Origin of the sequence: Rhodococcus sp. 15-649-2-2 (assembly GCF_002258645.1) — a bacterium.
Lineage (GTDB): Bacteria > Actinomycetota > Actinomycetes > Mycobacteriales > Mycobacteriaceae > Rhodococcoides.
Genome location: NZ_NPFM01000031.1, coordinates 281,277 through 303,822 on the forward strand (window position 1 = coordinate 281,277; position 22,546 = coordinate 303,822).

At 65.2% G+C, this 22,546-nt stretch carries 16 protein-coding genes; 9 read left to right on the forward strand and 7 right to left on the reverse strand.

Annotated features, from left to right (window positions below; all coding sequences use genetic code 11):
- Both CH305_RS22070 and metH read right to left on the reverse strand, forming a co-directional pair.
- Nucleotides 1-672 carry an HAD family phosphatase gene (locus CH305_RS22070; RefSeq protein ID WP_032403416.1) on the reverse strand — a complete coding sequence of 224 codons (672 nt, stop codon included), beginning with the start codon at nt 670-672 and terminating at the stop codon, nt 1-3.
- On the reverse strand, nt 665-4,234 hold the full coding sequence (gene metH / locus CH305_RS22075; RefSeq protein WP_094704899.1) for a methionine synthase: 3,570 nt from the start codon (nt 4,232-4,234) through the stop codon (nt 665-667). Before metH ends, CH305_RS22070 begins: the two co-directional genes overlap by 8 nt.
- Before the next feature lie 152 nt (nt 4,235-4,386).
- Between metH and CH305_RS22080 the strand changes: the two genes are divergently transcribed.
- From CH305_RS22080 to CH305_RS22115, 8 genes are all read left to right on the forward strand, one after another.
- Nucleotides 4,387-5,301: a PAC2 family protein gene (locus CH305_RS22080; protein WP_052058405.1), complete on the forward strand. Its 915-nt coding sequence runs from the start codon at nt 4,387-4,389 to the stop codon at nt 5,299-5,301.
- A 101-nt stretch (nt 5,302-5,402) separates the two neighbouring features.
- The gene (locus tag CH305_RS22085; RefSeq protein ID WP_032377878.1) at nt 5,403-5,750 is read left to right on the forward strand and encodes a hypothetical protein; all 348 of its coding nucleotides are present in this window, start codon (nt 5,403-5,405) and stop codon (nt 5,748-5,750) included.
- Nucleotides 5,750-8,239 (forward strand): nitrite reductase large subunit NirB, encoded by a 2,490-nt coding sequence (nirB, locus tag CH305_RS22090; protein ID WP_094704900.1) that lies wholly within the window; start codon nt 5,750-5,752, stop codon nt 8,237-8,239. Before CH305_RS22085 ends, nirB begins: the two co-directional genes overlap by 1 nt.
- Nucleotides 8,236-8,535 (forward strand): Rieske 2Fe-2S domain-containing protein, encoded by a 300-nt coding sequence (locus CH305_RS22095; RefSeq protein WP_037150453.1) that lies wholly within the window; start codon nt 8,236-8,238, stop codon nt 8,533-8,535. The genes nirB and CH305_RS22095 overlap by 4 nt, the downstream gene beginning before the upstream one ends.
- Before the next feature lie 124 nt (nt 8,536-8,659).
- Nucleotides 8,660-10,135 (forward strand): TIGR02677 family protein, encoded by a 1,476-nt coding sequence (locus CH305_RS22100; protein ID WP_373454581.1) that lies wholly within the window; start codon nt 8,660-8,662, stop codon nt 10,133-10,135.
- Entirely contained in the window at nt 10,132-11,547 is a 1,416-nt protein-coding gene (locus CH305_RS22105; protein WP_094704902.1) for a DUF2398 family protein, read from the forward strand. The genes CH305_RS22100 and CH305_RS22105 overlap by 4 nt, the downstream gene beginning before the upstream one ends.
- A gap of 4 nt (nt 11,548-11,551) precedes the next feature.
- A complete protein-coding gene (locus tag CH305_RS22110; protein ID WP_094704903.1) occupies nt 11,552-15,736 on the forward strand; it encodes a TIGR02680 family protein in 4,185 nt (1,394 codons plus the stop codon).
- The gene (locus tag CH305_RS22115; RefSeq protein ID WP_094705248.1) at nt 15,726-16,964 is read left to right on the forward strand and encodes a DUF2399 domain-containing protein; all 1,239 of its coding nucleotides are present in this window, start codon (nt 15,726-15,728) and stop codon (nt 16,962-16,964) included. Before CH305_RS22110 ends, CH305_RS22115 begins: the two co-directional genes overlap by 11 nt.
- On the opposite strand, the gene mshC is transcribed toward CH305_RS22115, so the two are convergent.
- From mshC to CH305_RS22140, 5 genes are all read right to left on the reverse strand, one after another.
- The gene (gene mshC / locus CH305_RS22120; protein ID WP_032403410.1) at nt 16,961-18,202 is read right to left on the reverse strand and encodes a cysteine--1-D-myo-inosityl 2-amino-2-deoxy-alpha-D-glucopyranoside ligase; all 1,242 of its coding nucleotides are present in this window, start codon (nt 18,200-18,202) and stop codon (nt 16,961-16,963) included. The two genes, CH305_RS22115 and mshC, sit on opposite strands and share 4 nt — an antisense overlap.
- A 24-nt stretch (nt 18,203-18,226) precedes the next feature.
- On the reverse strand, nt 18,227-19,000 hold the full coding sequence (locus CH305_RS22125; protein WP_165430252.1) for an SCO1664 family protein: 774 nt from the start codon (nt 18,998-19,000) through the stop codon (nt 18,227-18,229).
- A 35-nt stretch (nt 19,001-19,035) separates the two neighbouring features.
- The gene (locus CH305_RS22130) at nt 19,036-19,626 is read right to left on the reverse strand and encodes a DUF3090 domain-containing protein (protein ID WP_032378488.1); all 591 of its coding nucleotides are present in this window, start codon (nt 19,624-19,626) and stop codon (nt 19,036-19,038) included.
- A gap of 136 nt (nt 19,627-19,762) precedes the next feature.
- Nucleotides 19,763-20,470, reverse strand: a complete 708-nt coding sequence (locus tag CH305_RS22135) for a histidine phosphatase family protein (protein ID WP_094704905.1) — start codon at nt 20,468-20,470, stop codon at nt 19,763-19,765.
- 20 nt (nt 20,471-20,490) lie between these two features.
- Entirely contained in the window at nt 20,491-21,321 is an 831-nt protein-coding gene (locus tag CH305_RS22140) for an undecaprenyl-diphosphate phosphatase (RefSeq protein WP_094705250.1), read from the reverse strand.
- Nucleotides 21,322-21,580: 259 nt separating this feature from the next.
- On the opposite strand from CH305_RS22140, the gene CH305_RS22145 reads away from it, so the two are divergent.
- Nucleotides 21,581-22,513: an aldo/keto reductase gene (locus tag CH305_RS22145; RefSeq protein WP_032403407.1), complete on the forward strand. Its 933-nt coding sequence runs from the start codon at nt 21,581-21,583 to the stop codon at nt 22,511-22,513.
- Nucleotides 22,514-22,546: the final 33 nt, after the last annotated feature.

A 22,546-nucleotide genomic window follows, 5' to 3' on the forward strand; every position in this document is an offset into this window, starting at 1 on the left:
TCAGGCTGCCCAGGCCCGCCGGACGTCGTCGGCGGTGAGACCGACAAGACCGTCACGAATGGTGTACCCAGGAGCCGGCGGCACGGCGATCTCCGAGGGAACCACCAGCACGGGGCATCCTGCAGTGTGCGCGGACAGTGAGCCCGTAGGCGAGTCCTCGACCGCGAGGCAGGCTCCAGCGTCCACGCCGAGCAGTGCGGCACCGCGCAGGTACGGCGCTGGATGCGGTTTACCGACCTCCACCTCGTCGCCGGTGACCGTGATGTCGAAGTATTCGCGGCCCAACGTGTCCAGAGCTCGCTCGACCAGACCGCGCTCGGTGTTGGTGACGAGCCCGGTGGACAGACCCATCTCGCGAACCAGAGCTAGCGCATCCTTGGCACCGGGCCGCCAGGGAATACCCTCGGCGAACAGGTCCCCGACACGGGTCGTCAGCCACTCACGACCCTCGGTCAGGTGCTCGTCGGTGACCTCGACCGATGCGTGTGCCAGGACCTTGCGTAATGCATCCCACATCGAATTTCCGAGGGTGCTCTCGCGCACTTCTGCGCTGAGTTCCGTCCCGAGATTTCGTGAGTACTCACCGATCGCGACGTCCCAGATCTTCTCGGAATCGAGCAGTGTGCCGTCCATGTCCCACAGGACACCCTGCAGGTGAATTCCACTAGACATTGAAGTACTTGGCCTCCGGGTGATGAAGTACGAACGCATCGGTCGACTGTTCGGGATGGAGCTGCAGCTCCTCGGAGAGCTTCACGCCGATTCTCTCGGGCTCGAGCAGAGCGGCGAGCTTGATCCGGTCTTCCAGATCGGGGCATGCCCCGTAGCCGAACGAGTAACGAGCACCGCGGTATTCGAGTTTGAAGTACCCCTCGGCCTCGGTGGGATCCTCCGCGGCGACCGATTTGCCGTCGGACAGTTTCAGTTCTTCGCGCACTCGACGATGCCAGTATTCGGCCAACGCCTCGGTGAGCTGGACACCGATTCCGTGCACCTCGAGATAGTCGCGGTACGAGTCGGCAGCGAACAGCTCGTTCGCGAAGTCGGCAATGGGCTGGCCCATTGTCACCAGGTTCATCGGCAGAACATCGACTTGGCCGGATTCTCGTGCAGCCGTACGCGACCGAACGAAATCCGAGATGCAGAGGAATCGGTCACGGTGCTGACGGGGGAACGTGAACCGGAAGCGTTCGGGTGCATCGGGTTCGGGCTCGGTGAGCACGACGACGTCGTCGCCCTCGGAGACCGCCGGGAAGTACCCGTACACCAGTGCGGCGTGTGCGAGTATGCCGTCGGTGCTCAGGCGATCCAGCCAATACCGCAGGCGCGGTTTGCCTTCCGATTCCACCAGGTCTTCGTAGGTGGCACCTTCACCCTTGCGAGCACCGCGCAGGCCCCATTGCCCGAGGAACAGCGCACGCTCGTCGAGCAGACCCGAGTAGTCGGCCAAGGACACGCCTCGGACGATGCGAGTACCCCAGAACGGCGGAACCGGGATGTCGATATCGGCTGCGACATCGGATCGTTCGGGCACGACGACCGGTGCCTCCGCAGCCTTGCGCTTCTCCGCGATGCGCTTGGACCGCTCATGGCGTTCCTTGCGCTCGGCGGCCTTGGCCTTCGCTTCGAGTGCCTCCGGACTGTCGGGAGCCGGACCCCCACCGCGTTTGGTGGTCATGATGGTGTCCATCAAACGCAGGCCCTCGAATGCGTCTCGCGCATAGTGGACGTCACCCTCGTACACATCTTGCAGATCGTTCTCGACGTACGACCGCGTCAACGCTGCTCCACCGAGCAGGACCGGGAACTGTTCCGCGACGCCCTTGGAGTTGAGTTCGATCAGGTTGTCCTTCATGACGACTGTCGACTTCACCAGCAGCCCGGACATCCCGATCACGTCGGCGCGCTTGTCTATCGCGGCTTCGAGGATGGTCGAAATCGGTTGCTTGATACCGAGATTGACGACCTCGTAGCCGTTGTTGCTCAGGATGATGTCGACGAGGTTCTTCCCGATGTCGTGGACGTCGCCCTTGACGGTACCGAGCACGATACGACCCTTGCCGTCGTCGTCGGTCGCCTCCATGTGCGGCTCCAGATACGCCACCGCAGCCTTCATCACCTCGGCGGAGGCAAGCACGAACGGCAACTGCATCTGACCGGAACCGAACAGCTCCCCCACGGTCTTCATGCCCGAGAGCAACGTCTCGTTGATGATCTCCAGCGGCGGCTTCTCGGTCATCGCGGCATCCAGATCGACGTCGAGACCGTTGCGTTCGCCGTCGACGATGCGGCGTTCGAGTCGCTCGAACAGTGGCAGGCGACCCAGTTCCTCAGCGCGAGATTCCCGGGCCGATGCTGCCGAGACGCCCTCGAACAGCTGCATCAGCTTCTGCAACGGGTCGTAGCCTTCGCGGCGGCGGTCGTACACCAGATCCAGAGCGGTCTCGCGCTGCTCGTCGGGAATCTTGTTCATCGGCAGGATCTTCGACGCGTGCACGATGGCGGTATCGAGGCCGGCCTGTGTGCACTCGTGCAGGAAGACCGAGTTCAGCACCTGGCGTGCAGCGGGATTGAGACCGAACGAGATGTTCGACAACCCGAGGGTGGTGTGCACCTTCGGATACTTCTCCTTGAGCTGCCGGATCGCCTCGATGGTCTCGATGCCGTCGCGTCGAACCTCTTCCTGGCCGGTGGAAATCGGGAAGGTGAGGGTGTCGACGATGATGTCCTCGTGGCGCAGGCCCCAGTTCTCGGTGATGTCGGTGATCAGGCGATCTGCGACACGCACCTTCCATTCGGCCGTACGGGCCTGGCCTTCCTCGTCGATGGTGAGGGCGACGACGGCGGCACCGTGTTCCTTGACCAGACGCATGATCTTCTGGAACCGCGAATCGGGCCCGTCGCCGTCCTCGTAGTTGACCGAGTTGACGGCGCTACGGCCGCCGAGGTGCTCCAGACCGGCTTCGAGTACGGCCGGTTCGGTGGAGTCGAGCATGATCGGCAGCGTCGACGCGGTCGCCAATCTGCTTGCGAGCGCGGCCATGTCGGCGGCACCGTCGCGGCCGACGTAGTCGACGTTGAGGTCCAACATGTGCGCCCCGTCGCGCGTCTGATCCTTGGCGATGTCGAGGCACTTCTCGTAGTCCTCGGCCAGCATCGCGTCGCGAAATGCCTTGGAGCCGTTGGAGTTGGTGCGCTCACCGATCATCAGGATGCTGGCGTCCTGCTCGAACGGAACGGCAGAGTAGAGCGAGGAGACACCCGGCTCCGGCGCGGGCAGGCGCTCGAGCTTCGTGGCTGAGTGCACCATGTCGGCAACCTGACGGATGTGCTCGGGGGTGGTTCCGCAGCAACCGCCGACCAGAGCCAGCCCGTACTCGTTGACGAAACCGCTCAGCGCCGTGGCCAGTTCGGGTGCGGTCAGCGGGTACTCCGCTCCCTTTGCACCCAACGTCGGCAGACCGGCATTGGGCATCACCGACACCGGCAGCCGCGAATGCTTGGACAGATGGCGCAGGTGCTCACTCATCTCGGCCGGACCGGTGGCGCAGTTGAGGCCGATCATGTCGATTCCGAGCGGTTCGAGCGCAGTGAGCGCTGCACCGATCTCGCTGCCGACGAGCATCGCACCCGTCGTCTCGACCGTCACGTGGGTGATGATCGGAATACGGACGCCCAGCCTGTCCATCGCGTGCTGGCTACCGATGATCGCGGCCTTGACCTGAAGCAAGTCCTGGCATGTCTCGACCAAAATGGCATCGGCTCCGCCGTCGATCATTCCCAGAGCGGCTTCGGTGTACGCGTCGCGCAGCCGGGCGAACGGAGCATGTCCGAGTGTAGGGAGCTTGGTCCCGGGGCCCATCGAACCCAGGACGTATCGGTCCATCCCGTCGCGGCCGGGGCCCATTTCGTCGGCGGTCTCGCGGGCGAGCCGGGTGCCTTTCTCGGCCAACTCGCGAATTCGATCCTCGATGTCGTAATCGGCCAAGTTGGGCAGGTTGCATCCGAACGTGTTCGTTTCCACGGCGTCCGCACCGGCTGCGAAGTACTCGCGGTGGATCTCGCGCAGCACGTCGGGCCGGGTGGCGTTCAGAATTTCGTTGCATCCCTCGAGACCGAGAAAATCGTCGAGAGTCAGGTCGGCGTCCTGGAGCATCGTGCCCATCGCTCCGTCGCCGATGACAACGCGACGTGAAATCGCATCGAGCAGACCGGGCTTGTGTTGATCGGGCATCACTACAGAGTAGTGGGCACCGCAGTTCCCTCGGGTCGTAGGCTGTCGTGGTGAGTCCCCGAAACCTCGATGGCCAGTCCCCGAACGACGACGTTACCGAAAATACGGACATTCCGGGTGCCGACTCGGCCGTGCCGCTCGACGCCGCGTTGATCGAGGCCGTCCACGACGCTGTGGCCAATGCCACAGACCTCGACGATCTCGACGAGGACATTCCCGAGTTACGCTCCCCCATCCTGGTGGCTGCTTTCGAGGGCTGGAACGACGCGGGCGATGCGGCGAGCGGTGCCGTCGAGCACCTCGAGCTGATCTGGGATGCCAGTCCTCTTGCCGAGCTGGACTCGGAGGACTACTACGACTACCAGGTCAACAGACCGACGGTTCGCCAGGTGGATGGTGTCACCCGTGAGATCGAGTGGCCGTCGACTCGGTTGTCGGTGTGTTCGCCTCCCGGCAGCGACCGTGACGTGGTGCTGCTGCGCGGCATCGAGCCGAACATGCGGTGGCGCAGCTTCTGCGACGACCTGCTCGAGTTCGTCGAACAGCTCGGCGTCGAGACCGTCGTCATCCTGGGAGCACTGCTGGCCGACACCCCGCACACCAGGCCCGTTCCGGTCACCGGCACCGCCTACAGCACCGAGTCGGCCGAACAGTTCAATCTCGAACAGACCCGATACGAGGGCCCGACGGGAATCACCGGCGTGTTGCAGGACGAATGCGTGAAGGCCGGCGTCCCTGCGGTGTCGTTCTGGGCCGCCGTGCCCCACTACGTCTCGCAGCCGCCGAATCCCAAGGCGACCGTTGCATTGCTGCAGCGGGTCGAGGACGTGCTCGACATCGAGGTACCGCTCGGCGAACTTCCCACCCAGGCCGAGGAGTGGGAAGAAGCGGTCAACGAGATGACGAAAGAGGACGAGGAGATCAGCGAATACGTGCGCAGCCTCGAAGAGCGCGGCGATGCCGAGGTCGACATGTCCGACGCTATAGCGAAGATCGACGGCGACGCCATTGCAGCCGAGTTCGAGAAGTACCTGAGGCGCCGCGGCCCCGGCAACTTCGGACTCTGACCCGAGCGCACACGATGAACCGGGGCTCGGTGAGGTATTTCTGATGCCGACGTAACGTCACCGCATCGGTGGCGTCACCCCGACACCGCAACCTCGTGGGTATGGCCAGCACACCACGATTTCTGCAAGGCGTCTTCTCCTTCTCCGGCAACGGCCTGGACAAGCCCGAGTTGATCGATCCCAGCTTGAGTTTCGTCGTGCCCGAGGGTGTGACGGCCCAACCGCTGTACTTCCGGGGTGGAAACTCCAGCGACGAACTCGTGGTCGTGACTCTGCTGCGCGACGGTAGCCCGATGCGCATCTTCCCGATGGGAGCCAAGAGCGGGGTCAACATCCCCCTCCGTGTGGTCGAGGACGTCGATCCGGACACCGTCCTCGAGTTGGTCGTCGCTGCCCCGGCCGGAACCACCGGAGAGGTCGTCGTCGATTTCGGTCTGGTGCTCGTCTGATGACTGCAGGCAAGCAGAGGCTGTTGGTGATCGGCAACGGAATGGCCGGTGCGAGAACGGTCGAGCAGATCCTCGAGCGTGACGGCAGCTCGTTGTTCGAGATCACGATGATCGGCGACGAGCCGTACGGCAACTACAACCGAATCATGCTTTCGCACGTGCTGTCCGGTGAGACCACCGTCGATGACGAGGATCTGATCCTCAATCCCATGAGTTGGTACAGCGACAACGGCGTGACACTGCACGTGGGCGATCGTGCCGTGTCGTTGGATCGATTCTCCAAGACCGTTGTGTGCGAGAGCGGTCGGTCCGTCGACTACGACGTGCTGATCATCGCAACGGGAAGCAACACGTTCTTCCCGAACATGGACGGTCTCCGCGAATCCGACGGCAGACTGGCACGCGGCGTGTTCGGCTTCCGGACCATCGCAGACACCAATGGCATGCTGCAGATGGCAGAGTCTCGCGACGACGTCTGCGCCGTCGTCATCGGCGGCGGACTGCTCGGACTCGAAGCCGCGTACGGTCTGCGGACCCAGGGGCTCGACGTGAACGTGGTGCACTCCCCCGGACACTTGATGAACCAGCAGCTCGACGAGCGCGGTGGACGAGTGCTGCGCAACAAGATCGAGTCGCTCGGGGTCGGAGTGCACACCTCGAAGAGAACCACCTCGGTGTTGCGTTCCGAGGACGGTGTCGTCACCGGCGTCGGGTTCAACGACGGCACCTCGCTTGCTGCGGACATGGTCGTCGTCACCGCCGGTATCCGCCCCAGTGTCGACTTCGCTCGCGCCGGCGGTTTGGTGATCGAACGAGGAATCGTGGTCGACGACCAATTACGTTGCGAGGACGAAGGTTCCATCTACGCCGTCGGTGAATGCTGCCAACATCGCGGCGAGGTCTACGGCCTCGTTGCGCCACTGTGGGAGCAGGCCGTCGTATTGGCCGACGTGCTCACGGGTGCGAATCCCACTGCGGCGTATCATGGTTCGCGTCTGACGACCAAGCTCAAGGTGGCCGGTGTCGACGTCGCCTCGATGGGGATCACTGCCCCCGAGCGCGACGACGACGAGTTCGTCCAGTTCTACGAGCCGCGCAGTGGCACGTACAAGTCTGTGATCGTGCGGGGCAACAAACTGGTCGGTGCCACTCTGCTGGGCGACATCTCCAAGGCCAACTTCCTGACTCAGGCATTCGACGAGAAAGTACCCCTGCCCGACGAGCGCATCAGCATGCTCTTCGATATGGGAACTCCCTCTGCGGCAACAGGAGCCGCGGAATTGGCCGACGACGTCCAGGTGTGCAACTGCAACGGTGTCACGAAGGGTGCCATCGTGGCCTGCGTGCACGCGGGTGCCAAGAATCTGAGCGACGTGACCGCGAAGACCCGCGCGGGCAAGGGGTGCGGCTCGTGCAAGGGGCTGGTGAAAGACATCATCGCGTGCGCAGCGGGCGGTGCCGTCGAAGCAGACCCCACCGCGGACTGGTACGTGCCGTGTATCCCGATGACGAAGCCGGAACTGATCGACGCCGTCCGAGCGCAGGATCTGCGGGCGGTGTCGCAGGTGTTCACAACGCTCGCGACCGACGGCCTCGAGGACGCCGCCGCCAAGATGCCGTTGGCGTCGTTGCTGCGGACCGTGTGGGGTCCGGATTGGGTGGACGAGCGCGGCGCGTTGTTCATCAACGATCGTGTGCACGCCAATATCCAACGGGACGGCACGTTCTCGGTGGTGCCGCAGATGAAGGGTGGCGTCACCACACCGGATCAGCTGCGAAAGATCGCCGACGTCGCAGACAAATACAGCGTTCCGCTGGTCAAGGTGACCGGCGGACAACGCATCGACCTGCTCGGCATCAAGAAGGAAGACCTGCCGAAGGTGTGGGGCGATCTGGACATGCCCTCGGGGTTCGCGTACGGCAAGAGCATGCGCACGGTGAAGACCTGCGTGGGCAGCGACTTCTGCCGCTTCGGCCTCGGCGACTCGACTGCTCTCGGTATCGCCCTCGAAGAGCGGTTCCAAGGCCTGGAGACTCCGGCGAAGTTGAAGCTCGCGGTAGCAGGCTGCCCTCGCAACTGTTCGGAGGCACTGTGCAAGGACTTCGGCGTCGTCTCGGTGGGCGAGGACAAGTGGGAGATCTACGTCGGAGGCGCGGCAGGCGCACACATTCGCAAGGGCGATCTACTGGCTGCCGTGACGGGGGCCGAGGAGGTTCTGACCGTGGCAGGCAGGTTCATTCAGCACTACCGCGAGAACGCCCAATGGCTCGAGCGAACGTACGCGTGGGTTCCGCGCCTCGGCCTGGAAGAACTGCAGAGCGTGCTGATCGACGACCGTGACGGCATCGTGGCCGGACTCGACGAGCGAATGCAGGCATCGGTGGACGGCTACGTCGACCCGTGGCAGGACCGCGCGGCACCCAGATCACCCGCGCAGTTCACCCCGTCGCTGCCACTGCTTCCGCTGCCACAGGTACCGGTCCGATGAGCGTGCCGGTGGGGGCGGTCGAGGACCTGACGCCCGGTGAGGGCAGGGCCTACGTGGTGGACGGCAAGCAGGTGGCTGTGTTCCTGCTCGGTGACGGTTCGGTGCGGGCGATGGACGCCATCTGCCCACACAAGGGCGGGCCACTGGCGGACGGTCAGATCGACGGATCCATCGTCGTCTGCCCACTCCATCAGTACACGTTCTCGCTCGACGACGGCTCCTGCCCCAGCGGCATCGACTCCGTGCGCACCTACCCCGCCGCAGTGGTGGACGGGAAAGTGACCGTCGAGCTCTAACCGGCACGGTTGAACGACCGAGACCCGTGGCCAGGGTCATTCCGCAGGCTCCACTCCTACCCCCTACCCTGTTCCAGTGAGCGATTCAGGTGAGGACGCACGGCTGGGCGCCGTGAACGCGTTCGTGGAGGAGGACCGTCTCGGTCTGTTCTCGTTCGCCGTTGCCGAGAAGCGATCCGAGTACCTGGCAGTCCTGCGGGCCTTCGACACCGCACGAGCCAATTACGTCGTCCTGCTGCACTCCGGAGACGTGGCCGACCTCATCGCCCGCAGCCCCGGTCGGCACGCCGCACTGACCACACTCGACATCGCGCCCCTCCTCGATCGGCTCCACGCCTGGGGCCTGCTCGAACGCAGCTACGACGGCACCCGCGCGGCGACCCTCGCCGAATACCGCAACCGTCACTTCGTCTACCAGTTCGGCCAGGCCGGCTACAAGGCGTACCGCGCGGTCGAGGACGTGCTCGGCGCCCGCCTGGACGACGCGTCACTGTCGCGGATGGTGTTGCCCGAGCTGCTGGCCGACATGCACGAGCTGGCCGAGGCGAACCGTCAGGCCGACGGCGATCGCATCTACCGCAAGCTGAGCAGACTCGATTCGACGCTGTCGGAGATGGCGACCCGCGCCGCACATTTCTACTTGGTGCTGGGCGATCTGGTGCGCACCACCGAAATCACTCCCGAGTCGTTTCTGGTCCACAAGGATGCGTTGCTGACGCACATGCGCGAGTTCAGCTCGGATCTCACCCGCTACGCCCCGAAGCTGGCGGAGGCGATCGCGCTCGTCGAGAGCACCGGCATCGAGGAGCTCGTCGAGCGCGCCGCGATCAGCGACGAACGAGTATTTCTCTCCGTCGACGAACGGCGAGCCGACTGGACCGACCGCTGGGCCGGCCTGTCGCACTGGTTCGTCGCGGCGGAGTCCGAACTCAGCGAGTCCGAGCGACTCCGCGAAGGCACGATGAGCGCGATTGCCGCCGTGCTGTCGCTCCTACGCCGCGTCACGGAGACCCGCAGGGGTGGCGTGAGCAGGGAAAGCCAATTGCGGCATCTGGCCGGTTGGTTCGCGGCCACGCCTACCGAGGACAGCGCACACGCCCTGTTTCACGCAGTGTTCGGTCTCGGCAGGCCCAGGCACCTGTCGATGGTGCATCCCGATGCCGACATCATCTCCACGTCCCGATCGTGGTGGGAGGCTCCACCGGTCGAGATTTCCCGCACCCTGGCCGAGACCGGCCGCACCCCGACTCCCGGCGTTCCGGGTCGGGTGCAGCGCAACGACGGCGGCATCAGGCGGCTTCGGGAGCAGCAACTGGACGCGCAGCGATCACGCAGTGCCGCAGCGCAGTCGCTTGCGTCGGCCGGAATCCACGACCGAATTCTGAACGAGCAGGAAACCGAGGTGCTGTTGAGCCTGCTGAACGCTGCACTCACGGCGCGGGTACGGGTGAGTGGGCGGACCTCCGACTCGTCCGGATCGGACAGCGGCGTGCGCTTGACGCTGAGTGACAGCGACCGTTCGACGATCGTGCGGACCAGCCGGGGACGCCTGCATCTGGACCGCCTGTCTCTCGATGTCAGTGAGGTCGCTCGCCGATGAGAGCTCGCGAAATCTCCACCCTCGCACTGGATTCCTACCAGCGGGCCGCCCGGGTCGCGCTGTCGAATCACCTGGTGACCACGACGTATCCCGATAGGATTGCGCTGCCTCTGCTGCGCAGATGGGCCACCGAGTTACGCGAGGACCTGCTCGAACTGTTCGGATATCGCCTCGAGGTCACCGAGACCACGGCACGTCTGTACCCGGTGATCGATCGGCTCGACGACAGTCAACCCGCCCGAACAGCCACCGACCGAATCTTCGACCGACGTAGATACGCGTATCTGGCACTGGCACTGGCGGCACTCGGCAGGGCGGGCAACCAGATCACCCTCTCCGAGCTTGCCGATCATGTTGCGGCAGAAGCAAGTCAAGTAGACGGAGTAGAGCTGACGACCGACCGAGCGAGCGACCGAGACGCATTCGTCGACGCGATCGGCTGGCTTGCGACCCGCGGTGCGATCGCATTGGCCGACGGTGACGCCACCGGTTGGGCGAACAATCCGTCCGCAGGCGAGGCCCTCTACGACATCGACCGGCCTGTCGTCGTCGCTCTCTTCCGGCCGCCTCGCGCCGTCCAGCATCTGCGATCGATTCGCGGTCTGTTGGCCGGCACGGACGCCGCGATCGATCTCGACGACTCCGATCAAGGACACACCGACTCCGGACGCGAAGCAGACCCGAAGGAAACGCTACGTGCAGTACGCCGATCGTTGGTCGAGCAACCGGTCGTCTACCTCGACGATCTCGACCCGGACGGCCGCACTGCCCTGGCCGCATCGCGCACCGTTGCCGACGTCGAGTTGCTGACCGGTCTCGTTGCCGAGCGCCGTTCCGAGGGGGTGGCACTCATCGACACCTCGGGTCGGCTGTCGGACCACCGCTTCCCCAGCACCGGAACCATTGCCCAGGTCGCGTTGTTGATCGCCGGTGAAATCTCGGACCGAGTGATCGATCCGGATGCACCCGCGCTGGCGACCTACCCCCTACCCGACGGTGACGCCCTGATCGAGCAGTTGGACAGTGCCATTCCCGACGGTGGGATCTTCGGTGATCTCGCCGAGTTCGGGTTCGGTTCCGACGCAACGACATTCGACAGTGTGGACGAGAAGAAGCTGTATCCGTTGATCGAGGACAGTTGGTTGACCACGGTCGTCGATGATCTCGTCGAACGTTTCGGCCGCACCTTCGCTGCTCAGTGGCAGAGCGATAGGGACGGCCTACGGCTGCGTGCACTGGCACTACTGCATCGACTTCGCCTGGTGCACTGCGTGTCCGGCGGCGCGCTGGTACTGCCGGTGATCGCGCGCTACCGAGACGTGATGGTCAGCGTGCGTGATCGGACCCCGCAGGACTCACTGTTCGGCAACGGACAATCCCCCAGCACCGATCCATCCGAAGTAGAGGCTTGAGTAGATGACCGCACACTCGACACGTTTTCGGCCGACACGAGCAGGGATCGTCAACCTGTGGGACTACCGCGATCAGGAATTCTCCTTCGCCGACGGTCGACTGGTGCTGCGTGGGCCCAACGGATCCGGGAAGACCAAAGCGCTCGAAGTACTGTTTCCCTTCGTCCTCGACGGGCGCATCGAACCGCGCCGACTCAATCCGTTCGCCGGTGAAGAGCGAACGATGAAGTCCAACCTGCTCTACCGAGGGCAGGAAAGCGCTCACTCGTACGTGTGGATGGAGTTCGGCCGCGGCCCGCGTGCGGACCCCGAATCGGTGACCGTCGGCATCGGCATGCGGGCCAGCCGTCAGAACGACAAGGTGACCCGCTGGTACTTCGTTGCCGACGGCCGAGTTGGCGTCGACTTCTCGTTGTTGGGCTCCGACGACCGGCCGTTGACGAAGAAGCAGTTGGCCGAACAACTCGGCAGCGACGCCATCACCGATCGTCCGGTTGACTACCGCGCCGCGATCGATGCCCGGATGTTCGGGCTCGGCGCGCAACGTTACGACCAGTTGATCAATCTGATTCTGACACTTCGCCGTCCGCAGTTGGCCAAGAATCTCGATCCGAAGGGACTGTCCCAGGCGCTGACCGACGGTCTGCGTCCTCTCGACGAGCAACTGGTGCTCGAGGCCGCACGATCCTTCAGCGACATGGAGGAGGTGGGACGTGCGTTGGAGGGGCTGGCGCAAGCCGATCAGGCAGCCAGGAACTTCGTCTCGGTCTACTCCAAATACCTTCGGGTGCAAACTCGTTCGGATGTCGAGCAAGTCTCGCGCCGGCTCGAGACCGTAACCCACGCGACCACTGCACACTTCGCGGCGTCGGCGCTGAAGGACCGTCGACTGGTGGAGCGGGCGGTCGCCGAAACGCGATTCGACGAGGCCGAGCGCGCGCTGGATCAGGCCGTCGCAGACCGCGAAACACTGCAGCGCTCGAGCGCGTACGAGGGCAAGCAGCAACTGGACGACCTGGCCGAATCTGCGGCAAAGCTGGAAGTGTCGACGGCGCAGCAGGCCGACCGGGCACGCAAAGCGCAAGCAGAACTGGAACAGCGCACCGCCGAGGCCGCTCGGGCGGACGCCGCACTCCGGGATTCCGTCGCCGGGGCGACCCGCGCGGAGGAAGAGCTGCAGACTGCGGCCGAGGACGCGGGCATCGTGTGGACACCGCTGCCGGGTACGGCTCGCAGTGACCAGATCAGTACCGCTCTTCGCGGGCACGCCGAGGAGCGGGACGGTGACGTGCGCGCGGTTCGTGAGGCGCTGGCAACCGTCGAGAAGGCGTCCACGGAACGTGCTCGCGCGGAGAAGGCTGCAACGAAGGCGCGCGACTTGCTGGAGGCAGCGGCGGCAGCGGTCACCGAGGCCGAGGCGACCGTGGATCTCGAGAAGGCGCAGTTCGCTTCGGGACTGCGGACCTGGTGGTCGAACAACTCGGCGCTGTACTCCTCCGCGGGCATCACCTCCGCTGTGTTCGACGCCCTCGACGCGGCGTTGGCAGGCATCGGCGACGACGACGCCCCGAGCCTGGAATCGGTGCTCGCCGAGCAGACCGCAGACGGTATCGACGCAATTCGTGCCCGGCAGGCACAGGCACGCGTCGACGTGTCCACGCGCTCGGTCGAACTGAATGCGCTGCGCGACGAACTGTCTTTGGTTCGAGCCGAACACGACGACGCCCCACCGCCGTTCGCTGCGCGGACCGACAGCCGTGCAGATATCTCGGGCGCACCGCTGTGGCAGCTGGTTCGATTTTCCGACGCGGTGTCCCCTGCCGACGCGGCGGGGATCGAATCCGCGTTGCAGGCCGCCAATGTGCTCGACGGTTGGATCCACCCGACCGCGGACTTCCCCGCCGACGCAGACTCGGAGCAGTATCTGGTGCCGCTACCGGAGGCCTCGAGGCCTTCCGGGGCAACGTTGGCGTCCGTTCTGGAACCGGAACCCGGAACGGCCGTACCGGCGTCCCGAGTCCTGGATTTGCTCGAATCCGTTGCATTGCAGCAGGAGCCGAACGATCGATCGGGCGGCGCTGTCGCGGTAAGTGTCGACGGCCGATACTGGCAGGGTGTGCAGCGGGGTCGACACGCGAAACCGGACGCCGAGTACATCGGTGCCACGGCGCGGGCTCGCCGGCGGGAGCAGCGCATCGCCGAACTCGGCAGCGCGATCGATACGGCAACGGCCGCGCTCGAGACCGCGACGGCCGACGAGCTGGCGGCACGCGAGCGGGTGCAGGCTCTGGGCGCGGCCGCCAAACAACTCCCCCGTGTCTCGTCCATCGTGAAGGCACAACGCGCTGTCACGGCCGCCGCTGGAGCGCTGCGCACCTCGAAGGACGGTTCCGTAGCCGCCGACCGCGAATTCGATCAGGCGATCGCGGATCTGTCCGCGAAGGAGAAGCAACTGCGCACCGTCGCCGTCGCCCATCGCACCCCTCACATCGGACGCGATGTCGATGCCCTTGCCGCAGCGATTCGCCATTTCGAGCACCAGGGCGCGGTGGTCATCCGCAAGCGCAGCGACCACACGCGCGAGAGCGAGCGGGCCCGCGAAGCCACCAACCGCCTCGAGGAAGCGACCGGTCTGGCCGAGGAGCTCGCCGAGGAAGCCGCGATAGCCGACGAGAACTACCGGCAACAGGTGCAACGCCTCGAGCTCCTGAGCGAGAAGCTCGGTGCTACCGCCGAACAGATCGACACCGATCTCGAGAACGCACGCGAACGCATCGAGAAATGCCGCGTCGAGCAACGGGCAGCCCGAAAAGCGGACAAGGAAGCCGGCGAAGCGATCGGCAAGGCCGAGGGTGCCTGCAACACGGCACTCGAAACCCTGCGCGCCGCGGTCACCGAAACCCTGACCGATGCGGTGCGGCTCGCGCCGTACGCCCGCAAGGATCTGCTCGCCATCCTCGGCGTCCACGAGACGTACGCGTGGCCGGCCAGTGACTCGGCGTGGCTGACGGTCGAACAGATCCTGTATCGAGTTCAGCAGGCCGACGGCCCGGACGACGTCGATCCGGTGCTTCCACCGGTGGTGAGCGCGTTGCATTCGGCACTCGACGCGGCGACGGCGTCGGTGAAAGTGAGTGACTCGAGCCGGAAGTCGACCCGAACGGCGCTGACGAGTGCGCTGCAGGAGTTCGACTCGCAACTGGCCGCATCGGGTCAGGACTACCGTCTGCAGTGGGATGCGCCGGACGGTTTGACGGTGGTACGAGTGCAGGACGAGCAGGGCTATTCGTCGGTCGGAGACTTCGCCGACCGAATCGGTTCGGCCAGGGCCGACCAGGAACTGTTGCTGACCGAGCAGGAGCGCCGGATTCTCGAGGATGCCCTGCTGACCGGTCTGGCGCAGCAGATCCACGAGCGCACTGTCGACGCCCGCGAGCTGATCGCTCAGATGTCCGCCGAGATGAAGCAACGCCGGATGTCCTCGGGCAACACGATCGGCGTGCACTGGGTGCTCGCGGACAACCTCGACGACGGGGCGCGGGCGGTGTCCAAACTGCTGGACCGCGACGCCTCGGCGCTGAACCAGGACGACCTGGCCGCGATGCGCGCCCACTTCGCGTCGGAGATCAGGATTGCCCGTGCCGCACATCCGGAACGGTCGTACCCCGAGATCCTTTCTGCGACACTGGACTATCGCCGTTGGCGGGTGTTCGCCTTCACGCTCATCAGTGGGGACGGAAACGAGGATCGCCTGACCGTCGCCCGGCACAGTGCGCTCTCCGGCGGCGAGCAATCTGTGTCGCTGCACCTGCCGCTGTTCGCGGCAGCGCACGTGATGCTCTCGTCCGCCGATCCGCACTCCCCTCGTCTGCTCGCTCTCGACGAGGCGTTCGCCGGTGTCGACGACAACGGCCGCAGCGAATTGTTGGGCCTGAGTGTGCAATTCGACCTCGACCTGTTCATGACCGGCTACGACCTGTGGATCACCTACGCGGACGTCCCCGGTTGCGCGCACTACGACCTGGCGCATTCGACGGCCGAGAACACCGTCAGTGCAGCGCTTCTGGTGTGGGAGAACGGCGAACTGTTCGCCGAACACGACGGCACCGACCTCGCGGCCGCACTCGGATCACCGTTGACGCGCCGTGTGCCGACCCGAACCGAAGGCGGGCTGGAGTTTGTCCAGTAACGGCGAATGGCGGGGCAGCGCGGAATTGTCTGCGCTGCTGGATGCTGCGCGAAAGAAGTTGGAGTCCAACTGGCTTCGGGTCGGTGGCAACATCACCGTCGATCTGAGCGATGCCCCGGAGTTGTGGCGTCTGTGCAGCGCCATCTCTCGGTCCAACTCCAGTCTGCATTCTCGGGCGCGGAGCACCAAGCTCGACCTCGAGCGGTTCGACGCGTGGCTGAGCCATCCGCTCAATGGTGGCGCCGGATTGATCGACACTCTCACCGAGCAGGCCCCGTTGCAGGACAAGAAGCGCATCGCTGCGGACAAGGCTCAGATGCGGGCGGACGCTCTGGATCGAGCCAGGGAGGTACTCGGCGGTGGTACCGATCGCGAGTGGATCGAGTACTGGATCGCATCGTTGCTCAATCAGGACGGCACGCTCGGCGGCCGCGTCGCCGTCGATGCACTGGCGGTGGCAACGCAGGTCCTGGCCCTGCTTCCGGTGGACGGGATGTCGCTCACCGAGCTGGCGGAACTGGCCACCGGTGATACCAAGGCCCTCGCGGGCGGTGGAGCTGCGAAGCTCGTCCTCGACGCACTGTCGCTGCGCGAGAACGTGCCTCGACCCGTCGACCCGGTGGGCATCAGGGCGCTGTGGGAGACGGCCGGGGTGTCGGTCGACGCACTGTCGAGTCGGGTCCTGGTTCTCGGCTACCGCGTCGACGAGAACCACACGGTGGCTCGTTGGCTCAACGACGCAGCGGACGAGGGCGTGCCTTTTCCCGTCACCGTGGACATGCTCGCGCGTGGCCCGCTCACGAACAGCTCGTCGAGAGTGTTCGTCTGCGAGAACATCGCTGTGCTCGCTGCTGCAGCCCGAACTCTCGGCTCGAGCAGCGCAAGCGTGATCTGCACCGACGGCCAGCCGTCGGCCGCGGTGCATCGGCTGCTGGCTTCGCGCGCTCCCGACACCGCAATCCAGTGGCGTGCCGACTTCGACTGGGCCGGACTGCACATGGTGAAACGAGCCGTGGATCGATACGGCGCGTCACCGTGGCGAATGGATGTCGATTCCTACCGGCACGGACTGGATGCGCGGAATTCGGAACCACTGAAGGGACATCCCACGGACAGTCCGTGGGACCCGGAACTGGCTGCCGCACTCCGTGATTCGGGTCGTGCGGTCATGGAAGAACGACTGATCCCGGATCTGCTGGCGGATCTACGCCTGGGGCCCGCGAACTAACGCAGCGGCACTCCGAGCAGCGCGTCGACGGCATCGGCGAAGGCACCGGGTGCACCTGCATCCGATCCACCCCGCTCGACTGCAAAACTAGCCCACGCGTCGAGAGCGTCGAGCGCCTTGGGTGTGTCGAGGTCGTCGGCCAGGTGCTGCCGGAGCCGGTTGATCACGTCGTCGGCCGACGCCGCCGCCTCGAGCGCCGCTGCCCGACGCCACAGCGCGAGCCGGGTGTGAGCCCGTTCGAGGACCTCGTCGGACCACGGTCGATCCTGCCGGTAGTGACCCGCCAACAGCCCGAGACGCACAGCGGCCGGATCGACGTTCTCGGCGCGGAGCTTGGAGACGAACACCAGGTTGCCGCGGCTCTTGGACATCTTCTCGCCGTCCAGCCCGATCATTCCCGTGTGCACGTAGTGGCGGGCGAAGCGGGGATCGCCGGTCGCAGCCTCGGCGTGGGCCGCAGAGAATTCGTGGTGCGGGAAGATGAGATCGCTTCCGCCGCCCTGGATGTCGAAGCCGGTTCCGATGCGATTGAGTGCGATTGCAGCACACTCGATGTGCCAACCCGGTCGGCCGGGGCCCCACGGCGACGGCCACGACGGTTCGCCGGGACGCACCGCGCGCCACAACAATGCGTCGAGTGAATTTCGCTTGCCTGCGCGATCTGGATCGCCACCGCGCTCGGCGAAGAACGTGTCCATCGTGGGGCGGTCGTATCCGGACTCGTAGCCGAATTGCTCGGTGGCGTCGGCGCGGAAGTACACGTCGGGGTACTCGGCGTCGTCGACGACGTAGGCGGCCTTGGACGCAACCAACTTCTCCACCAGTTCGACGACCTCGTCGACGGACTCGACGGCCCCGATGTAGTCGCGAGGAGGGATCACCCGCAGAGCTTCCATGTCGGCGCGGAAGAGCTCGATCTCGCGTGCCCCCAGGTCGCGCCAGTCCTCACCGTCGCGATCGGCACGCTCGAACAGCGGATCGTCGACATCGGTGACGTTCTGCACGTAGTGCACGTCGACACCGGCATCCCGCCACAACCGGTTGATCAGGTCGAACGTCAGGTATGTCGCTGCGTGTCCCAGATGGGTGGCGTCGTACGGGGTGATGCCGCAGACGTACATGCGGGCGGTCGAACCCGGGGTGACGGGACGGACCTGGCGGTCGGCGGTGTCGAACAATCGAAGCGCTGGACCCTGTCCTGGGATTGTCGGGATCTCCGGGCTGGACCAAGAATGCATGCAGCCGAGCCTATCCGAGCCCGATCAGAAGGCGGGCCACGGTATGGGTCTGCTCGAACGAGGCTCCGGCATGACCGGGCGTGCAATGAGCTCCTGCGCCCGATCGAGAACTGCGATGGCTTCGGTCAGCGTGATCTTGTCCACCAGACGCGGGGCGGTGACGGCGTCGAAGGTCTCGACGAACCGAACGACGTCGTTCATCAATGCGTCGTCCACCGCCTGGCCGGCCCATCCCCACAGCACCGTGCGCAACTTGTTCTCAGCGTGCAGGCAGATGCCGTGATCGACCCCGTACACGTATCCGTCGAGCCCTTCGAGCGCGTGTCCGCCTTTGCGGTCGGCGTTGTTGAGGATCACGTCGAGGACTGCCATCCGCTGCAGACGCGGATCGTCGGCGTGGATCAGCGCGATCTCTTCTCCGTCGCCGTCGTACGCCTGCAGCACCGGAATCCATCCTGCGGGTACCAGATCGGGTCGACAGATGTCGACGAGATCGACCCGTCCTTCGGCGTGAACCTCGGGTGTGTCGATCCACTTCTGCACCATTCCGGGCCCGAACGGCCCGTCGCGCAGAACCGTCGGAGGTATGACACCCCAGCCGAGCGACTCGGATATCTCGTAGGACGCAACCTCGCGGCCGGCGAGAGTGCCGTCGGGGAAGTCCCATAGCGGCACCTCCCCGCGAACGGGCTTGTAGACGCACCGGACAGACGAATCGCCCTCGCCCGCTTCGCACACCAACGTGGCGTTGCTGGCCGAGACCACCCGCCCGACGATCGTGAGCTCGCCGGTCTCCATCGTTTCGCGGCCCTCGAACGGAGGCGGGTCGACGGTCAAGACTCGTCGACCTCGGTCACTGGTCCGAACGTCGCACCGCGGCGATATCCGTTGGTTCTGATGCAGACGTGTCCCTCGGGTGCCAACGGCTGTCCGCACAACGGGCACGGCGCGCGACCCGCTGCGATCACGCGCTCGGATCGGACCGCGAATTCGCGGGCCTGAACCGGAGTCAGGAACACTCGGACTGCATCGGGGCCTTCGTCGGTGTCGTCGAGTACGACGGATTCGTCCACCTCGACCTCACTGACAGCAAGCAGTTCCACCACGACTGCATTGGCATCGGCGTCCCAGCCGAGTCCCATCGTGCCGACACGAAATTCGGTGTCGATCGGTGTCAGAAGCGGGCTGGTGTCCACCGTGTCCGTTTCCTCGGCCGGCACATCGGCTCCGAATCTGCGGTGCACTTCCTCGAGCAGAAGTCCCACCCGGTCGGCCAGGACCTGAACCTGCTGCTTTTCCAGCGCGACCGACACCACTCGTGCGTCGTGCACCGCTTGCAGAAAGAACGTTCGGTCGCCCGGTTCACCAACGGTCCCGGCAACGAAACGATCAGGGGTGCGAAAAACGTGTATTGCGCGCGGCATTGCACCTCCTAACGACTCGAACTACTCCGCGTGGCACATCGCGGAACCTTCATTATCGGCCACAGATCGACCACGGACGGTATTGCTTGCTCTCCAGCCTGCCACCGATGGGGGCTTCGGTGCCGAATCGCCCGCCTCAGCTGCCGGCTCCACCGCCGACTACCGCGTCGGAAGAGCTCGAATTGTCCGATTCCGACGTGTCGGGCTCCTCGGCTTTCGGCACGAATGCACTGAGATCGGACCCGGTGTCGTTGGTCCGCAGAACGAACGGCCGCATCGAGGTGTATCGAACGACACTGATCGACGCCGGGTCGGCGACGATGCGCTGAAAGGAGTCCAGGTGGGCACCCATCGCGTCCGACAGCACCGACTTGATGACATCGCCGTGTGAGCATGCCACCCACAGCACGTCCCGGCCGTGCTGCGCAGCCAACCGGGCGTCGTGCTCGCGCACGGCCTGCACCGCGCGCTGCTGCACCGTCGCCAGGCCTTCGCCGTCGGGAAACACAGCTGCCGATGGATGCTGCTGAACCACCTTCCACAGGGGCTCTGCCAGTAATTCCTTGATCGTCCGGCCGGTCCATTGTCCGTAGTCCACTTCCACCAGACGGTCCTCGACCACCGGCGACATGCCGAGCCTGGCCGCCAAGGGCTCCACTGTCTGCTCACACCGGAGCAACGGCGAACGGACGATCTCGGCGACCGGAAGCTCACCGAGGCGGTCCGCGACCGCCTGCGCCTGCTCGCGCCCACGGTCGTCGAGTTCGATGCCGGCACTGCGACCTGCGAGAGTGCCCGCGGTATTCGAGGTCGATCGGCCGTGCCGAAGCAAGATGACTGTCATTGCTCTGAGCCTAGTGGGGCTCAGGTAGCCGATACGACCCCGCCGGCCAGCAAACCGAGCACCACGACGCCGAGCACGATGCGGTATCCGACGAACCAGTACAGCGAATGGTTCGCGACGAATTTGAGCAGCCAGGCAATCGAGGCATAGCCGAGGCCGAAGGCGATGACGGTTGCCACCAGCAATTGTGGGCCGGACGCGGCCAGTCCCGTGCCGACCGGTTCGAAGGCGTCGGGCAGCGAGAACAATCCGGAGGCGGTCACCGCCGGAATGGCGAGTAGAAACGAGAATCGCACTGCTGCCTCGCGTTCGAGGCCGAGGAACAGGCCGGCGCTGGTCGTCGCGCCGGAGCGAGACACTCCGGGAATCAATGCCAGACACTGCGCCAGACCCATCACGATGCCGTCGCGGGTGGTCAACTTCTCGATCGGGCGTTCCTTGCGACCGACCTTCTCCGCGACCGCGATGACGATGGCGAACGCGATGAGCATGAACGCGATGAGATACAGGTTGCGGGCACCGGTTCGGATCTGATCCTTGAACAGCAATCCGAGAACGCCGATGGGAATGGTGGCGATGATCACGTACCAGCCCATCCGGTAATCGAGACCGCGTTCGTCCGTCTTCGACAGTCCGACGAACCAGGCTTTGACGATCCTGACGATGTCGCGCCAGAAGAACAGCAGCACAGCAGCTTCGGTGCCGAGCTGAGTCACGGCGGTGAACGAGGCACCCGCGTCCTCGTTCCAGAACACTCCGGACACGATGCGGAGGTGGCCCGACGACGAAATAGGTAGGAATTCCGTCAGGCCCTGCACTGCACCGAGAATGATCGCCTGCAGCCACGTCATGTCGATCATGCGGCACCCCCCTCCGACATCGACATCTCCGTTACGGAAGCGGATGGACTGTTCGTTACCGTTGCGCGGCCGACGGCACGCCCCCTGAATTCGCGATTCACGGGCACGACCGTACCCGGCGAGGCAGGTTCGTACCGAGCCGAGCGACGCGGCGCGGCACATTCACAGACAGCGGCCGGGCGCACTACTGTGCACTGGCGGCAGTGCAGTTGGACACCGACGATCACACGTAAAAGGACATTCGGCACATATGAAGCAGAGATCGGTCGGCACCAGCGGACTCCGAGTCTCCAGACTCGGCCTCGGCACCCTCGGCTGGGGCAGCGGAACCGACGGTGACGATGCCGCAGCACAGCTGTCGGCGTTCGCCGAGGCCGGCGGCACCCTGGTCGATACGTCACCGGCGTACGGGGACGGTCGTGCGCAGCGAGTACTCGCCGAGTTGCTCGACGACGTGGTCCCCCGGCACGAACTGGTGATCAGCAGTGCAGCGGGACTGAACCCGCGCCACGGCCGGTACGACGTCGACTGCTCACGACGTGGTCTCCTCGGACAGCTGGATGCCACGCTGCGAGAGCTCGGAACGGACTATCTCGACTTGTGGCAGGTCGCGGCCTGGGACCCGATGACGCCTGTCGACGAGGTCGCGGCGACGCTCGACTATGCCGTCACCAGCGGACGGGTGCGCTACACCGGTGCCCGCGGCTACCTCGGCTGGCAGTTGGCAACGGCAGCGGGAGCAGCCGATACCGGTCGGATCGTGGCCACGCAGGCAGAATACTCCCTGCTTGCCCGCGGGATCGAGGACGAGTTGGTTCCCGCAGCACATCACCACGGCATCGGCGTCCTGGCCGCAATTCCCCTCGCGGGCGGCGTGCTGACGGGCAAGTACCGCAACGGAATTCCTGCAGACTCGCGCGGTGCCGACGAGTTGCACGCCGAATCCGTGCTGTCCTACCTGACCGATTCTGCTGTCAGCATCGTCGACGCTGCCGTCACCGCTGCCGACGGGCTCGCGACCTCTCCCCTCGTCGTGGCGCTCGCATGGGCTCGGGATCGTCCGGGTGTGAGCAGCGCGATCGTGGGTGCCCGCGATCTTGCCCAGCTGATGGGCGCATTGATGGCCGAAGAACTCGAACTGCCGGCGGCCATTGCGTCCGCCCTGGACGACGTCAGCGCCTGATCGGTCGCGTCGTTCTCACCGAGAAACTTCGGG

Bases quoted from the DNA above. Each gene is read 5' to 3' on its own strand.
- CH305_RS22125 (WP_165430252.1), bottom strand. From the start codon at position 19,000: ATGGAGACCGGCGAGCTCACGATCGTCGGGCGGGTGGTCTCGGCCAGC.
- CH305_RS22145 (WP_032403407.1), top strand. From the start codon at position 21,581: ATGAAGCAGAGATCGGTCGGCACCAGCGGACTCCGAGTCTCCAGACTC.
- CH305_RS22085 (WP_032377878.1), top strand. From the start codon at position 5,403: ATGGCCAGCACACCACGATTTCTGCAAGGCGTCTTCTCCTTCTCCGGC.
- CH305_RS22135 (WP_094704905.1), bottom strand. From the start codon at position 20,470: ATGACAGTCATCTTGCTTCGGCACGGCCGATCGACCTCGAATACCGCG.
- mshC (WP_032403410.1), bottom strand. From the start codon at position 18,202: ATGCATTCTTGGTCCAGCCCGGAGATCCCGACAATCCCAGGACAGGGT.
- CH305_RS22140 (WP_094705250.1), bottom strand. From the start codon at position 21,321: ATGACGTGGCTGCAGGCGATCATTCTCGGTGCAGTGCAGGGCCTGACG.
- CH305_RS22070 (WP_032403416.1), bottom strand. From the start codon at position 672: ATGTCTAGTGGAATTCACCTGCAGGGTGTCCTGTGGGACATGGACGGC.
- CH305_RS22130 (WP_032378488.1), bottom strand. From the start codon at position 19,626: ATGCCGCGCGCAATACACGTTTTTCGCACCCCTGATCGTTTCGTTGCC.
- CH305_RS22110 (WP_094704903.1), top strand. From the start codon at position 11,552: ATGACCGCACACTCGACACGTTTTCGGCCGACACGAGCAGGGATCGTC.
- nirB (WP_094704900.1), top strand. From the start codon at position 5,750: ATGACTGCAGGCAAGCAGAGGCTGTTGGTGATCGGCAACGGAATGGCC.
- CH305_RS22095 (WP_037150453.1), top strand. From the start codon at position 8,236: ATGAGCGTGCCGGTGGGGGCGGTCGAGGACCTGACGCCCGGTGAGGGC.
- CH305_RS22105 (WP_094704902.1), top strand. From the start codon at position 10,132: ATGAGAGCTCGCGAAATCTCCACCCTCGCACTGGATTCCTACCAGCGG.
- metH (WP_094704899.1), bottom strand. From the start codon at position 4,234: ATGCCCGATCAACACAAGCCCGGTCTGCTCGATGCGATTTCACGTCGC.